This window comes from Nonomuraea glycinis (assembly GCF_035920485.1).
Taxonomy (GTDB): domain Bacteria; phylum Actinomycetota; class Actinomycetes; order Streptosporangiales; family Streptosporangiaceae; genus Nonomuraea; species Nonomuraea glycinis.
Genome location: NZ_CP109166.1, coordinates 6,728,591 through 6,743,625 on the forward strand (window position 1 = coordinate 6,728,591; position 15,035 = coordinate 6,743,625).

The 15,035-nt window shown below is 72.0% G+C and carries 12 protein-coding genes and 1 CRISPR repeat array (1 of these 13 cut by a window edge); of the genes, 6 read left to right on the forward strand and 6 right to left on the reverse strand.

The genetic code is table 11. From position 1 onward, the window contains the following. Window positions 1-49 precede the first annotated feature (49 nt). From OHA68_RS31640 to thrS, 3 genes are all read right to left on the reverse strand, one after another. Window positions 50-991 (reverse strand): TAXI family TRAP transporter solute-binding subunit, encoded by a 942-nt coding sequence (locus OHA68_RS31640; RefSeq protein WP_327103494.1) that lies wholly within the window; start codon window positions 989-991, stop codon window positions 50-52. Then, window positions 988-3,093 carry a TRAP transporter permease gene (locus OHA68_RS31645; RefSeq protein WP_327103495.1) on the reverse strand — a complete coding sequence of 702 codons (2,106 nt, stop codon included), beginning with the start codon at window positions 3,091-3,093 and terminating at the stop codon, window positions 988-990. The genes OHA68_RS31640 and OHA68_RS31645 overlap by 4 nt, the downstream gene beginning before the upstream one ends. A gap of 92 nt (window positions 3,094-3,185) precedes the next feature. Continuing rightward, entirely contained in the window at window positions 3,186-4,361 is a 1,176-nt protein-coding gene (gene thrS / locus OHA68_RS31650) for a threonine--tRNA ligase (RefSeq protein WP_327103496.1), read from the reverse strand. Between the two features lie 207 nt (window positions 4,362-4,568). Between thrS and OHA68_RS31655 the strand changes: the two genes are divergently transcribed. Next, window positions 4,569-5,540 (forward strand): helix-turn-helix transcriptional regulator, encoded by a 972-nt coding sequence (locus tag OHA68_RS31655; protein ID WP_327103497.1) that lies wholly within the window; start codon window positions 4,569-4,571, stop codon window positions 5,538-5,540. Between the two features lie 36 nt (window positions 5,541-5,576). Here OHA68_RS31655 and OHA68_RS31660 read toward each other — a convergent pair whose 3' ends face one another. Further along, window positions 5,577-6,020, reverse strand: a complete 444-nt coding sequence (locus tag OHA68_RS31660; protein ID WP_189140145.1) for an ATP-binding protein — start codon at window positions 6,018-6,020, stop codon at window positions 5,577-5,579. A gap of 158 nt (window positions 6,021-6,178) precedes the next feature. Here OHA68_RS31660 and OHA68_RS31665 point away from each other — a divergent pair, with 158 nt between their 5' ends. After that, window positions 6,179-6,646, forward strand: coding sequence for an adenylyltransferase/cytidyltransferase family protein (locus OHA68_RS31665; protein WP_189140146.1), 468 nt, complete (start codon window positions 6,179-6,181; stop codon window positions 6,644-6,646). Window positions 6,647-6,769: 123 nt separating this feature from the next. Here OHA68_RS31665 and OHA68_RS31670 read toward each other — a convergent pair whose 3' ends face one another. Next, window positions 6,770-7,720: an NADP-dependent oxidoreductase gene (locus OHA68_RS31670; protein WP_327103498.1), complete on the reverse strand. Its 951-nt coding sequence runs from the start codon at window positions 7,718-7,720 to the stop codon at window positions 6,770-6,772. Window positions 7,721-7,769: 49 nt separating this feature from the next. Between OHA68_RS31670 and OHA68_RS31675 the strand changes: the two genes are divergently transcribed. From OHA68_RS31675 to OHA68_RS31685, 3 genes are all read left to right on the forward strand, one after another. Then, window positions 7,770-8,384, forward strand: coding sequence for a TetR/AcrR family transcriptional regulator (locus OHA68_RS31675; protein ID WP_327103499.1), 615 nt, complete (start codon window positions 7,770-7,772; stop codon window positions 8,382-8,384). 138 nt (window positions 8,385-8,522) lie between these two features. Continuing rightward, the gene (locus OHA68_RS31680) at window positions 8,523-9,146 is read left to right on the forward strand and encodes a DUF6461 domain-containing protein (protein ID WP_327103500.1); all 624 of its coding nucleotides are present in this window, start codon (window positions 8,523-8,525) and stop codon (window positions 9,144-9,146) included. A 167-nt stretch (window positions 9,147-9,313) separates the two neighbouring features. Then, window positions 9,314-11,944: a hypothetical protein gene (locus OHA68_RS31685; RefSeq protein ID WP_327103501.1), complete on the forward strand. Its 2,631-nt coding sequence runs from the start codon at window positions 9,314-9,316 to the stop codon at window positions 11,942-11,944. A gap of 62 nt (window positions 11,945-12,006) precedes the next feature. Here the strand turns inward: OHA68_RS31685 and OHA68_RS31690 are convergent, their stop codons facing one another. Next, window positions 12,007-12,468: a cupin domain-containing protein gene (locus OHA68_RS31690; RefSeq protein WP_327103502.1), complete on the reverse strand. Its 462-nt coding sequence runs from the start codon at window positions 12,466-12,468 to the stop codon at window positions 12,007-12,009. 84 nt (window positions 12,469-12,552) lie between these two features. Here OHA68_RS31690 and OHA68_RS31695 point away from each other — a divergent pair, with 84 nt between their 5' ends. Next, window positions 12,553-13,146, forward strand: coding sequence for a TetR/AcrR family transcriptional regulator (locus OHA68_RS31695; RefSeq protein ID WP_327103503.1), 594 nt, complete (start codon window positions 12,553-12,555; stop codon window positions 13,144-13,146). A 456-nt stretch (window positions 13,147-13,602) separates the two neighbouring features. Beyond that, window positions 13,603-15,035: a CRISPR direct-repeat array (repeat unit 29 nt; unit sequence CGGACCACCCCCGCGGGCGCGGGGCCGAC) (it continues 551 nt past the right edge of the window).

Here is a 15,035-nt window from a genome sequence, read left to right on the forward strand (position 1 = left end):
GAGCCTGATCAGCCCTCGTCCCTCCAGCCCTCGTCCCGCCGGCCCTCTTTCAGCCCTTCTCCTTGAAGTACCGGGCCGCGCCCGGATGCAGCGCCACCGGCGCCACCTGCTGGGCGAGTGTCACGTCGAGCTTGTTCGCCTCCGGGTGCACGGCCGCGAGTTCGGCCTTCTTCTCGAACAGGGTCCGGGTGATGTCGTAGGCGAGCTGCTCGTTCATCGTGTCCGGAACCAGCAGCACGTTGGCGATCCCGACCGTCTTGATCGTGCCGGTCAGCTTGTAGACGCTCATGTCGATGTCCAGGCCGACGTACTGCTCGCCGTGCTCGGCCCGCATCTTGGCGAGCACGTCAGAGGTGTCGAGCATCTTCATGTCCGGCCGGGTCGTCGCCAGGTCCACCACCCCGGCCGTGGGCAGCCCGCCCACCCAGAAGAACGCGTCGATGGTGCCGTCCTTCACCGCCTGCACCGACTCGTTGATCGACAGCTGCTGCTTGCTGATGTCGCTGTCCGGGTTGAGCCCGGCGGCCTCCAGCATGCGCCTGGCCACGACCTGCGTGCCGGAGTTGGGCGGGCCGAGCGAGACCGTCCGGCCCTTCAGGTCGGCCACCTTGCCGGCGGCGACCCCCGGCGCGACCACCACGTGCGCGTAGTTGTCGTAGATGCGGGCCAGCGCCTTGATCCCCTGCTTCTCGGTGAAGGAGCCGGTGCCGTTGACCGCGTCGGCCGCCGTGTCGGACTGGGAGAAGCCGATGTCGGCCTTGCCGGTGGCCAGCAGCTTGATGTTCTCGATGGAGGCGGAGGTGACCGAGGCGGTGGCCTGGGTGTTGGCGATGTTGGCGGACAACTGCTTGGCCAGCCCGCCCCCGTAGACGTAGTAGACGCCGGTGGTGCCACCGGTGGCGATCGACAGCCGGTTGCCCGCACCCCCCGAGCCACCGCCGCAGCCCGCGATCAGAACGGCCACGCCGAATAGCGCCATGATCCGCTTCACGCTGAAACGCTCCTTCTTCTGAAGAGATGAACGGCTGCCGCGACCGCCAGCACAGTGCAGCCCGCGGCGATCGGGACGGGTTCGAGGAAGAGCAGCAGCACCGCGGCGACCGTCGCCAGCAGCCGCTCCACCGGGCCGCTGAGCCCGCCGGTCGCCATGGCGAGCGCCGCCACCGCCACCGCCGAGACCGCCGCCATCAGCAGCACGACGGTGATCGGCCCCTGGCCCAGCAGCGCCTGTCCGTTCGGCGTGAGCACGAACGCGAACGGCACCAGGAAGGCCGGCAACGTGTAACGCCAGGTCATCATCATGGTCTTGTACGTGTTGCCGCCCGTGATGGCCGACGCCGCGACCGCCGACAGCGCCGTGGGCGGGCTCACCTCCGACAGGACCGCGTAGTAGAACACGAACATGTACGCCTCCGCCGGGCTCACACCGAGCGCCGTGAGCGCCGGGGCGATGATCACCGCCGCGATGATGAAGCTCGCCGTCACCGGCACCGCCAGGCCGAGCAGCAGGACCGCCACGGCGGACATGACCGTGGTCAGGACGAGGTTGCCGGCGGCGAGGTCCACGATGATCGAGCTGAGGTTGAGCCCGAGCCCGGTCTGGGTGATGACGCCGACGATGATGCCCGCCGCCGCGCAGACCGCGGTCACCGGCAGCACCTCCAGCGTGCCCTTGGCCAGCGCCTGGCCGATCCGGCCCGGCCCCATCCGGTGCGCCGGGTCCAGGAAGGACAGCGCGAACGCGATGGCGGTGGCGATCACCACGGACTGGAACGCCGAGCGGTCCAGCGCCATCAGCACGACGATCAGGATGAGCGAGCTGAAGTGGTAGCCGAAGCGCAGCAGCAGCCGGCCGGCCCTGGGCGCGTCCACCGCCACGGCGTGGGTGTTGAAGCGGCGCGAGTCGATCTCGATGGCCAGGAAGATGCCCAGGTAATAGAGGATCGTCGGGATCGTCGCGTAGACCAGCACCTCCAGATAGCTGACCCGGAGGTATTCGGCGATGATGAACGCCGCCGCGCCCAGCGTGGGCGGTGACAGGATCGCGCCGATGCCGCCCGCCGCCAGGATGCCGCCGGCCGGCTCCTTCGGGTAGCCGGCCCGCCTGAGCACCGGCCAGGCGACGCTGCCCAGGCTGACCGTGGTCGCCACGCCCGATCCCGAGACGGTGCCGAGCAGGAAGCCCGCCGTGGTGACGGTGCGGCCGGGGGCGGCGCGGGACTTGCGGAAGGCGGCGAAGCTCAGGTCGATGAAGAACTTGCTGGCGCCGGAGAAATCCAGAACGGCGCCGTAGATGGTGAAAAGGATGATGTAGCTGGCCGCCACCTGCAAAGGGACGCCGAAAAAGCCCTCGGTGCCGGTGTAGAGCTGCGACACGATCTGGTCAAGGTCGAATCCTCGGTGCCCGATCGTCCAGTTGATCGGCAAATATGCGCCGAAATAGGCGTACGCCAGGAAAAAGGCGCATATAAGGGTGAGTGACCATCCGACGGTGCGCCGGACGGCCTCCAGCAGCAGCACCGTCAGCACCAGCCCCGCCACGACGTCCAGCTCGCTCAGCGCCGCGCCCGAGCCCCGGTCGCGGAAGGCGTCGATGCCGAGCAGCGGATAGACCAGCACCGCCAGGGAGGCCGCCGCCAGCAGCCAGTCACCCACACTCGGCCACTCGACCCGCGCCCGGCCCCCCACCGGCGGCTCCCCACCCACCGCCACGGGCCCGGTCGCAGACGTGCCGCGGCCTGCCGGCACGGTCGCCGGCGCATCGCGGCCCGTCGGCACGGTCTCCACGGTCGCTTCCGCGTCGCGAGGGGCGGCCGTGTCCGGCGGGCCGGCGCGGCGCTCGCGCAGCCGCCGGATCGCCGGCCCCAGCCCGGAGCGGTAGCTGAGGAAGACCAGCGGCAGCGCCACCGCCAGGAACGTCATCCGATGCTGCAGCGCCTCGACCGGGAAGAACACCACCGCGATCGAGTACGCCGACAGCGATCCGCCCACGATCCAGGCGCCGAGTTTGAGGGGGCCGGGCAATCGGCGGGCGGGTCGTTCCTGCTCGTGGGCGGAGACCAGCTCCGCCTCCCGGTCACTGAGCTCGGTCAAGTCGTTCCTCCCGACAGGGCGTTGGGGCCATTTAAAGTCCCTTTACTGGCTGTGGGAAGCCTCTGTTACCTTTATTTGATCAATCGCCCGGCTCAGAACCGCGGCCTGGACCGATCGGCCAATTCCGCGAGCGGCACCGGGCCCGCCTGGCTGCCGTCGCGCAGCCGCACGGACGCCTGTCCGCTCGCCACCTCACGCGGCCCCACCACGAGCTGGTACGGCACCAGCCGGTGCGCTCTGATCCGGGCGCCGAGGGTCCCCCGGTCAGCCGGGGCCAACTCGGTCCTGAGCCCCGCCGCGACGCTTCGCCGTACCAGATCCTCGGCGGCGGGCAGCTCGGCGTCGGACAGCGGCAGCACGACCGCCTGCACGGGCGCCAGCCAGGCGGGGAACGCGCCGGCGTGCACCTCGATCAGGTGGGCCATGAGCCGCTCCAGGCCGCCGACCACGCTGCGGTGCACCATGACGGGCCGGCCGCCGCCGGCGTAGCCGAGGTCGAAGCGTTCAGGCTGGTAGTAGTCCACCTGAACGGTCGACAGGGTCGACTCGCGCCCGGCGGAGTCGGCGATCTGGACGTCGATCTTCGGGCCGTAGAAGGCGCCCTCGCCGGGCTCGGCGTCGAAGGCGCGCCCGCGCCGCCGCAGGACCTCGCGCAGGACGCTCTCCGAGCGCTGCCACATGCCGGGGTCGTCCACGAACTTGGCGCCCTCGCCGCGCAGCGACAGCCGGTAGCGGGCGGCCCGGATGCCGAGCTGGGCGTGCGCGGCCTCGATCAGGTCGAGCGCGGCCGACACCTCGGCCGCGGCCTGCTCGGGCGCGCAGAAGGTGTGCCCGTCGTTGAGCTGGATGGCCCGCACCCTGGTCAGCCCGCCGAGCACGCCCGACAGCTCGGCGCGGTACATGCCGCCGAGCTCGGCGATGCGCAGCGGCAGGTCGCGGTGGCTGCGCTGCCGGGAGCGGTAGATCAGCGCGTGGTGCGGGCACAGGCTCGGCCGCAGCACGAACTCCTCCCCGCCCACCGCCATCGGCGGGAACATGTCCTCGGCGTAGTGCGCCCAGTGCCCCGACTTCTCGTACAGCTCCCGCTTGCCGAGCACGGGTGAGTTGACGTGTTGATAGCCGTGCCGGCGTTCGAGCTCGTGCACGTAGTCCTCGATGGCCTTGCGGACGGCGGCGCCGGCCGGCAGCCAGTAGGGCAGGCCGGAGCCGATCAGCGGATCGGTGTCGAAGAGGCCGAGCTCACGGCCGAGCCTGCGGTGGTCGTTCATGATCATCCCTTGGGTGGAAGGGGCGAACGACCGATCTCCCCGGGCGTTCGCCCGGGGAGCAGGAATCAGCGCGCCGGGACAGGGTCCGGCGTCGTCGTGACGTAAGCGCGCTGCATGGCCGCAACGCTAGCACCGGCGCTCCCGCTCCGGCTCTTGAATTTCGGCACGACGAAGCGTCAAGAAAAGGTCAAAATGATATAAAGAGCCGTGGCCGAGATCACCCTGAACCTCCGCCAGCTGCGGGCGTTCGCCGAGGTCGGCTACCAGGTCGCCGGCGGCAGCGGGGCACACGGCGCGATGACGGCGCTGCGCCGGGTCGTGCCGCTCGACGCCTACGAGTTCGTCGCCTTCGACCCCGCCACCGGCCGGCACCACAGCGTCGTCTCCGACGGGCACGCGCGCATCGACGGCGACGCGGCCGAGGAGTACGCGGGCCTCGACGCCTACCGCACGGCCCTGGCCACCCGGCAGCCGGTGACGATGCCCGAGCCGGGCACCGAGCGCTACTTCCGCCGCCACCTGGCGCCCTACGGCTGGCGGGCCGGGCTGACCGCGCCGCTGTTCCTGACCGAGGGCCGCTACACCGGGCTGCTGCACCTGACCACCAGGGACGCCTTCGCCGACGTCACCCCCGCGCTGGTCACCGCCGCGAGCCCGATGCTGGCGCACGTCACCGACCTGGCCAAATGCGTGATCGACCCGGTCGGGCTGCCCGCCGGGTTCCGCGCGGTCGCCTTCGACCGGGTGGGCACCCGCCGCGACGTGCCCGGCCTGGAGACCTCGGCGGCGCTGTGGGACGACCCGGCGATGGCCGGCTACGCCCGCGCGTTCATCGACTCCCGCGAGCTCAACCGGCACGGCCTCTGGCTCGACCCGCGCGGCCAGTGGCACGAGACCCGGCTCATGCGGGCCGGAGTCGGCTTCCAGGGCGCGCTGCAGGGCGCGGTGGTCGCCGAGCGGCCCTGCTCGCTGCCGTACGACCTGACGGGCCGGGAGGTGGACGTGCTCACCCGGGTCGCGGCCGGTGACTCCAACCCGCAGATCGCCGCCGCCCTGGTGCTCAGCGTGCGCACCGTGACGACCCACCTGGAGCACATCTTCGCCAAACTCGGCTGCGACAGCCGCACCCGCCTCACCACCAAGGCGCTGGCGGAGGGCCTGTGCCGGTTGGACGTCTGAACAGCGGAGGGCTCGTGTGCGCGGAGGCCTGGACGTCTAAACGGCGGCCCAGCCCGCTGGGGCCGTCGCCAGCGGCAACTCGAACCAGACCGCCGTCCTGCCCTCCCCGCGGATGAACCCCCAGCGGTGGCTGATCGCCTCCAGCAGCGGCAGCCCCCGCCCCCCGGTCGACTGCGCGCTGGTACGGCAGGCGCACGGCGGCTCGTCGGAGCCCCCGTCCTCCACGCACACCCGCACCATGTCCGGCGCCGCCAGCACGGTGACCTTGAACTCGCCACCGGCCCCCGACCGGGAGTGCAGGATCGCGTTCGTCGCCAGCTCACTGGTCAGCAGCACGCAGTCGTCGTGCAGCGGGTGGTCCCGCCCGAGCACGGCGGTCACCAGACGCCTCGCCCCCGCCACCTCGGACGGGATCCCCGGGAAGCGGAGTTCGAGCCGGTGGGAGCCCGAATCGATGGTCTCTTGCGAGGACGGTGTCACGGCGACCCCCTGATGACGGCGACGTCATGAGACGCGCCACACTGGTGCCAGGGACTATCGCGAAAAGGTAGGAATGCCCTTTCTCAAGGTCGCTCGCACGGTGGCACGGGTGGACCGAGTACGCTGCGATCGACGAGTCGACTAGGAGGAGTGCCTGCGTGAGCAGCCTGGAGGCCGTCTGGGTGCAGCGGTACGACCACCCGGGGGCAGCGGTCGTGACCGGCGTCTTCGACATCCTGCACGTGGGACACGTGCGCTACCTGAGCTCCGTCGCCGCGCGCGGCCGGCCACTGGTCGTCGGGATCGAGGACGACCCGCGGGTGCGGGCCTGGAAGGGCCCGTCGCGGCCGTTCAACCCGGCCCCGGAGCGGGCCGAGGTGATGGCGGCGCTGCGGTTCGTGACGGGGGTGTTCATCGTCACCGGACCGCCGGACGCGCACGGACCCGAGGACTACATCGACCTGCTGGCCCCGATGCGGCCCGGCGCGCTCGCGCACACCGCGGGAGACCCGCACGCCTCCGCCCGCCGCACGGCCGCCGCGCTGCTGGAGGCGGAGTGCTGGGAGCTGGAAGCCATCCCGGACCGCTCCACCACCCGCATCGTCAACGCCGCGGGCAAGGGCTGACGACAGCTCCCGCGAGCGGCGGTCACGGCGTCCGCACGGGCCCGGGCGGCGGTCACCATGGCAGGGCGCTCGGCGGCGCGGCCGGCCGCCTTGTGCTGCGAGGGGCCGTGCGGGTGGGGATGGTCAGTTCACCAGCACGATCTTCCCGCGGGCGTGCCGGCTCTCGCTCAGCTCGTGCGCGGAGGCGGCCTCGGTGAGCGGGAACGCCGCCGCGACCGGCACCCGCAGCCGGCCCTGCTGGGCCAGCTCGACCGCGATGCCGAGGCCGTGCACCGCCAGCGGGTCGGCGGCTCCAACGGCCGTCGCCGGGTCGCCGGCCGGTGCGCCGTGCGACAGGTGCACGCCGAGGGCCGCCGCGGTGAAGTCCGGAGCGATCGTCACCACGCGCGCCGGATCCCCGGCGATGGCGATCAGGTCGGGCAGCGCCCCTCCCGCGCAGTCGAACACCGCGTCCACCCCGCCCGGCGCCAGCGCGCGGACCCGTTCGACCAGACCCGCCCCGTACGTCGTCGGCTGCGCGCCGAGCGAGCGCAGGAAGTCGTGGTTGTGCTCCCCGGCCGTACCGATGACGGTGGCGCCCCGGGCGAGCGCGAACTGCACCGCGACCGTGCCCACCCCGCCGGCCGCGCCCTGCACCAGCACGGTGTGCCCGGCGCCGACCGCGAGCCGGTCGAGCACCCGGGTGGCCGTCTCGACGCTGCCCGCGGCGCCACCGGCCTCCTCCCAGCTCCACGCGGCCGGTTTCGGCGCCCAGGCAACCAGGACCGCGTGATCGGCGTTGGCGCCGCGCGCGGTCGCCGCGGTCATGCCGAACACCTCGTCGCCGACCCCGACCCCCGTGACGCCGGCACCGACCTCGTCCACCACGCCCGCGGCGTCGAACCCGGTCCGGTACGGGAACGTCGCGGGCACCACCGCACGCATCTTCCCCGATCGGATGTACGTCTCTCCCGCCGACAATCCGGACGCCCGTACGGCGATACGGATCGCCCCCGGCCCGGCATGCGGCTCCTCGACCTCGGCGACATGCACCACGCCGGCCGGGCCGTACTCGGAAAACTGAACAGCTCTCATGCGCCGCACCGTAACGGAACACCCCGCCCGTTTGACTAAAGTGAGAGCGGTGACGGCCGAAGTGAGTCAGCAGCAGCGCTCGGACGCCCGCGACAACCGCGCGCGCATCCTCGCGGTCGCCCGCGCGGCCTTCGCCGCCGAGGGCCTCGAGGTGCCGATCCGGGAGATCGCCCGGCGGGCCCAGGTCGGCGCGGCCACCGTCTATCGGCACTTCCCCACCAAGGAAGCACTGCTCGGCGAGGTCCTCGCCGAGCCGATGGCCCTGTGCTCGGCAGTCGTCGAGCAAGGGCTGGCGGAGGCCGACCCGTGGCGCGGGTTCTGCCTGGTGATCGAGAAACTGATGGAGGCACACGCCCTCGACCGCGGCCTGTCCAGCGCCTTCACCTCACGGCTGCCGTACTTCAAGGCAGACCGCGACCGGACGATCCAGCTGCTGCTCCACCTCATCCGGCGTGCGAAGGAGGCCGGAAGCCTGCGGGCCGACTTCGTCCTGGAGGACTTCATCATGGCGATGATGGCGAACGAGGGCATCCGCGCCGAGTCACCCGAACAGCGAGCAGCGGCATCACGCCGTTTCGCCGCCCTGATGACCCAGTCCTTCCACGCCGCCCCCGCCCCCGCCCCCCTCCCACCAGCGGTCCGCCTGCTGCCGACCCTTCAGTAGCGCCTCAACGTCCACCTCCCGGCACTCCTGTCGCCCTCGTGAACGACCGAGTTGGGGGCGCTGGATCAGCGCCATGCCGGTGCGCGGGAGTCGCCGCTCCCGCGTACCGGCCCTCGTACATGGAGAAGGAGCGCGGAATTGGACACCGACAAGGACCTCTGGGAACTCCTCGTCGCTCGCGACATCGACTACGACACGCCGTTCCGGAGCATCTGGGTGGAAGGCTTGGACGTCGAAGAGGTGGCACGGCGACTGGGCGCCGATCCGAGCAGTGCCCGGGCCTGCGACTGGCGGGAAATCGTCACCGGCCGCTACACGGAGCACGGCGATGGCGTCATCTGGATCGGCCCGCAAGCACCGGGCTGGGTCCAGGTGATCCAACTCGACGGGTACGACGCGTGGCGATGGCGGTCCTGGGTCGAGCTGACCCGGGACGGCGGGCGGCTGCTCTATCTCGGCTGGCCCCTGTACGAACTGGAGGGGGTCGAAGACCTCGAATACGTGGTCGACGGCGAGGTCGTGACGACCCTGGTGGTCGGGGATCCGGAGGAGCGGGACGGCACTGATCCGGATGCGTTGGACGACTATTTGGATGGGCTGGCCTTCGAAGGCGACACGGCTGCGGCCGAGGTGACCTCGGCTCTACGCCTCATCGGTCGCGTCACGGGGAGGGAGCTCGACGAGGCGTGGCTGAACGGCCCGCACACCAGATACGTCATTCCCGCGTCCGCTCGAGAGGAAGGCGACGACCACGACGTCTGAATGGGGGTGCCGTTTCCGGGACGGCTCTCACGCGCCGCGATGACCTTGAAGAGGTGGAACCCCTCAACCCGCGCGGGGGCCCGGGGTTCCGGTTGTGGAGCGCTGGATTGTCGGAGCCGGTGGTTAGGGTCCGGGACCATGATCGATTCTTGGTGTGAGGTGCCCGGGTGAACCCCTGGCAGGAGGTCCTTGACCGCATCGAAGCGCGCGACGACGAAGATCTGACGACCTTCCTGGACGGGCTGAACGATCTGGGGCGGAAGGCGGTCGCTGTGCAGCTTCCCGCGCATCTGGCCGAGGAGCTCCGGGGCGGGTTCGAGGCCCGATGGGAGATCGAGACGCAGCTGGCGTCCGGATACCGGCTGACGGGGGCGGCCTGCCTGCCTGGGGCCGAGCAGGTGGCGACCTGGCTGAACCGCAGGGAGCTGCGCGAGCCGCGCGCCCCCGAGCAGGACGCCGCCCGCATCGTGTCCCTGCTGCGGCACCGTCCCCTGGAGTGGCGGCGCGACCTGGCCGTCCGGCTGGCGGGCCGGCTGAGGCCGCCGACCGGCAGGGCGTCGCGGCGCGGCGATGGCATGCCGGGCTGGGAGCTGGCCGCCGCACTGGTGACCGAGACGGGCATCGAGCCGCCGGACGGCGACGCGTTCGTCGCCGGATGGGTCTGGCGGCAGGCATGGCGGCGGCGCGTCCACGGCAACCTCCTCGACGGCGATCCGCTGCTCGACGCCCTGCTGCCGCGCCTGTTCGAGGTGCAGGGCGTGGCCGCTCCCCTGGTCAGGGAGCTGCGCTGGGACCTGGGGCGGAGCACCATCGACGAGCTGGCGGAACTGGCGGGCAAAGGCCGGATACCGCGCGCGACGCTCATCGCCGGCTGCGCCAGGCGGTTCATGACCGGCGGCTCGGACATGGAGATCAGTCCGTTCGTACGCTTGTGGCGGCTGCTGCGGCCGGAACCGGCGGACATCCCGGTCCTGGACTTCGTGCGCCTGCTGCCGTCGGCCGCGCCGCCGCTGGCGCAGCTCGCGGTGGACGAGCTGCAGCGGGCCGAGGCCGCGGACCTGCTGGACGGCGAGCTGTTCGCCGAGGCCATGGGGTCGCTGGTATACCGGCGGGAAAAGGGCCTCCTGCGGGCCGCCGTGCAGTGGCTGGCACGTACGCCCGCGTCGAGGGGTGGCGGCGCGGTGCCCGCACTGGCCGTCGTGTTCGATGTGGACACCCCTGCCCTGCGCGAGCGCGCGGTACGGCTCGCGGTCAAGCTGGCCCCGTACGTGGACGCCCCCGGCCGCGAGTCGATCCGCGAGGCCGCGACCAGGCTGCCCAGCGCCCTGCGCGAACGCGTCGCCGCTGCCTATGGCCCGGTCGACGAGACAGGGCCGGAGCCGCCGGCCGCCGCCGTTCTGCGCGTGCCCGCGCTGCCCGGGCTCGCACCGCCGTTCACCTCACCGGCCGAGCTGGTCACGGAACTGCGGGCGCTGAGCTGGATGGATGAACCGCTGCGCTGCGAACGCGTCCTGGCCGGGCTGGTCGAGCTGACCCATGGCGATCGCGACGCGATGACGGCGGCGCTGTGGCAGTGGTGGGAGGAGACCCGATCGCTGCCGTGCGACCCCGACAGCCAGGTGTTCGACCGCAACGCCTACCACCGCGACACCCGTACTCTGCTGGCCCGCTGCGCCCTGGCGATCGTGGCGCCCGAGCAGAGCCGGCGGGTGAGCACGTCATCGGCCGGGACGCGTACGTACCTCGGCTCTGAGGGCTGGCCGCCCCAGCGTCTCCTCCGGCATCGCCTGGAGGAGGTGATCGCGCTCTTCGAGCGCGGCGAGACGATCCCCGCGTTGCTCGCCACGCCGACCGCTCCCACCGGCCATGTGGACGCCGCGACCCTGGTGGAGCGCATGGAACGGCTGGCGGGCACCGAGCCGCTGCCCGCCGACTTCAAGCAGGCGCTGCTGCGGCTGCCCCGGAACACCGATCCCGACCTGCTCGTACGAGCGGAGAAACTGCCTTCACAGGCGGGCCGCACACTTGCCGCGTGGCTGCGTGACGGCGGTTGGCCCGATCCGGACGTGGACTGGGCGGTGCAGAACGAGCAGGCGTACTACCTGTCCGACCGCCGGCTGCTGCCCAAGGTCGTGCCGCCTGAGGGCCTGCCGGACTGGCTGGAGGAGCTGTGGGTCCTCGACTCCCCTTACGTCTACCTCTCCTACCGGCACGACGTCGTGTGGTGGCCGGTGATGATGCCGTCGTACCGCGAGATCGTGGCCGCCTGGCTCATCCGCTCCGGGCCCGGCCTGTCCAGCTCGAACGACCCCAGGATGGAGACGCTGGCGGCCCTGGCCCACGGCGACGGCCCGGTGGGTGCGGCCACCGCGGCCGTGCTCGTCAGCGGGCTGGGCCACCGGCGGGACGAGCCGCGGGCGGCGGCGGCCGACGCGGCGCTCACGCTGGCCGCGCGCGGGCGGTTCCCGGCCGCCGCGTGCGGGGCGGCCCTCGTCGAGCTGATCCGGCTCGAGTTCGTCGTGCTCAAGCGGATCGCCGCGGCGCTCGGCGACCTGACGGACGCCGGCGCGCACGCCGAGGTGTGGCGGCTGCTCACCGTGGCCCTTCCCCGCCTGATCCCCTCCGATGGCGAACGGCCGCGCGCCGGGCTGGGCGACCTGCTGGGCGTCGCCGCGCGGGCGGCCACGCTCGCGGGCGCGAGAGGGGAGATCGGCGGGCTGGCGGCGCTGGCCGCGCGCAAGGGGCCGAGCCTCGTGCTGCACGAGGCCCGGCACCTGTACGAGGTGCTGTCCGGATAGCGTCCTTGTGCCAGGAATCCGCGGACGATCGCTTACGTAGCGGAGGCGATGCTGGCAGGCGGTTACCGTGCGAATTCGGTGGATGGTTCGGTGGCGTAGTTCTTCCAGATCGGCGCCATGGTCTCGCGTGACATGGGCTGCCCGGACTCGACCATGGCCTTGAGGTCGCGGAAGTACTGCACGTACAGATCCGGCGTGAAGGTGGTCAGCATGACTGCCGGGTCGTCGCCCATGTTGGCGAAGGTGTGCGGTGCGCCCGGCGGGACGGTGACCCACGTGCCGGGACCGACGTCGTAGTTGTCCGTTCCTATGGTGAACCGCACGTTGCCCGAGAGCACATAGAAGCCTTCGTCGTGCTGTGCGTGGCGGTGTTGCGGAGGGCCGGGAGTGTGCGGGGGAATGACGACCTCACCGATTCCCAGGCGGTGATCGGTGTTGCTGCCGTCTTCGAGGATGCGGATCTGCGACGGACCGTTGGCGATGAGTTCGCCCTCGCCGGGGCCGACGATCGATACCTCAGCCATGGGGAAGCCTCCTGATGTGATTGCATCTTGTGCAATCACTGTAGCACCGGTGACTGCACATTGTGCAGTCGCTAGACTCAGGGCATGCCGCGATGGAAACCGGACGCAGTCGAGCGCTTGCAGACCGCCGCGTTGGAGCTCTTCGACGAGCAAGGGTTCGAGCGCACGACGGTCGCCGAGATCGTCCAGCGGGCGGGGCTCACCCAGCGAACGTTCTTCAACCACTTCGCCGACAAGCGCGAGGTGCTGTTCGGGTTGAGCGCAGAGCTTCAGCAGGAGATCATCGGCGAGATCGCGGCCGGCGACGACGCCTTGCCGCCGCTCGACGCCGTCGTGCGCGCGCTGGAAGTCGTTGCCGACAAGATGCTGGAGAATCGCCGTGCCGTGGTGACGCGCCGTTACGCTGTCATTGCCGCCAACCCGGAGTTGCAGGAGCGCGAGCTCAGCAAGAACGCCGCACTCACCGAGGCCATCGCAGCCGTGCTGCACGCGCGGTGCGGTGATCCTGAAACCGCGTTCCTCGCCGCCGGTGCCGCCATGCTCGCGCAGCAGGCGGCATTCCGGAAATGGACGCGACCGGGCGAGACCCGGACCTTGCGCGATCTCCTGCCGGACGCGCTGCACTCCCTGCGCACGACCGTCAACCAGGCCCCGGTAGACCCACCCCTCCCGCCTTGACGGCCCCGCCGACACAGCACCGCCCACGTCGGCTTCCGCATCACGGGGACTTGGGACTTACTCGTTCAGTTCCACAAGGGGATGCCCTCTCGACAAGGACTGTGGTCCCCATAAGGGTCGAAAGCAGGCACCGATCGCAAGAGGTTCGCCACGATCGAGGCCCGCGCGGTCACTCTCGCGAGGCCCGCGCGGTCACGAGGCCTGCCCGGTCACGTCTCGCAGGGCTCGACCGGTCACGTCCCGCGAGGCTCGACCGGCCATGTCTCGGCGAGAGCCTCCACCGGCGTCGCCCGGGCCGCCCGCCGGCCGGGCAGGACCGAGCGAGGACGCCGGCGACGACGGCCACGACGGTGACTCCGAGTGTCTGCGAGACCGAATGGCGAACTGGATGTTCTCCATGTTCAGTTCGCTGCTCACTGCGTGGGCGCCGACCCAGGTCCTGGCCGCCGGCGACGGCGGACCACCCCCGCGGGCGCGGGGCCGACATGCCGATCTGCACCAGGTTGGCCGCCGGGACGGGACCACCCCCGCGGGCGCGGGGCCGGCGATGCCATGGGATGTGGGCATTCGCAGGAGGCATCGGATCACCCCCGCGGGCGCGGGGGCGACGCGCAGGCGTGGCCGGTCGTTGAGGATGATCGGGGACCACCCCCGCGGCCGCGGGGCCGACGCGTTATCTGCGGCGGTGAGCCGCTCGTAGACGGGACCACCCCCGCAGGCGCGGGGCCGACATCAAACCCGCTGGTCAGGCTATTTGATGGTCAGGACCACCCCCGCGGGCGCGGGGCCGACTTGAACAACGGGAATGACGCCACGCCCGGCGAGGGACCACCCCCGCGGGCGCGGAGCCGACCGTTGGGCAGGGCTCGTCTCGCTGATCGTCACCGGACCACCCCCGCGGGCGCGGGGTCGACGGTAAGCCGACATCGGCTCTGCCTAGCCCTGGCGGACCACCCCCGCGGGCGCGGGGCCGACGTTCTCCCTGCCTCCCTGCGCAACTCCCTGCCCGGACCACCCCCGCGGGCGCGGGGCCGACCGCCACCCTCTAACCGCCCCTCATCGCCACCACGGACCACCCCCGCGGGCGCGGGGCCGACGCACTCTCGCCCCTGATGCGCGTAGCGTGCCCAGGACAACCCCCGCGGGCGCGGGGCCGACGGACGTCCGGGTTATGAATGATCTGCTGATCCAGGACCACCCCCGCGGGCGCGGGGCCGACTACGCGAGGTCCGTTTTCTCCTTGGTCAGGACCGGACCACCCCCGCGGGCGCGGGGCCGACCTCCTGCACCCGCGCCGAGATCACGGCCCAACGCGGACCACCCCCGCGGGCGCGGGGCCGATGGCACCGACCACGAGCCGTCCGCGAAACCGGTGGGACCACCCCCGCGGGCGCGGGGCCGACCCCCCGAGCCTCGCCGTGAGTCGCCGGCGGGGCGGACCACCCCCGCGGGCGCGGGGCCGACGAACCGTCGGAGATGGACCGGATCGAGGCCAAGGGACCACCCCCGCGGGCGCGGGGCTGACTGCACCGGGTGACCGGCGGGGCCACCGCCGACAGGACCACCCCCGCGGGCGCGGGGCCGACCGCTTGCTTCCGCTCGGCCGCGAGACCCTCGGCGGACCACCCCCGCGGGCGCGGGGCCGACTTCCACCCCTCCGAGGCAAACGTGGTCACGTCCGGACCACCCCCGCGGGCGCGGGGCCGACAGCGCGGCGCGCTCACGGTAGACGTCGATCATGGGACCACCCCCGCGGGCGCGGGGCCGACGCTGAGCCGGGCAAATGCGACAAGCTCGACTGGGGACCACCCCCGCGGGCGCGGGGCCGACAACGTCGCCACACCGGAAGCGCCGGTGAACGTCGGACCACCCCCGCGGGCGCGGGGCCG

Coding starts and splice junctions, on each gene's coding strand:
- thrS (WP_327103496.1), bottom strand. CDS start 4,361: ATGAACGACCACCGCAGGCTCGGCCGTGAGCTCGGCCTCTTCGACACC.
- OHA68_RS31695 (WP_327103503.1), top strand. CDS start 12,553: ATGCCGCGATGGAAACCGGACGCAGTCGAGCGCTTGCAGACCGCCGCG.
- OHA68_RS31690 (WP_327103502.1), bottom strand. CDS start 12,468: ATGGCTGAGGTATCGATCGTCGGCCCCGGCGAGGGCGAACTCATCGCC.
- OHA68_RS31670 (WP_327103498.1), bottom strand. CDS start 7,720: ATGAGAGCTGTTCAGTTTTCCGAGTACGGCCCGGCCGGCGTGGTGCAT.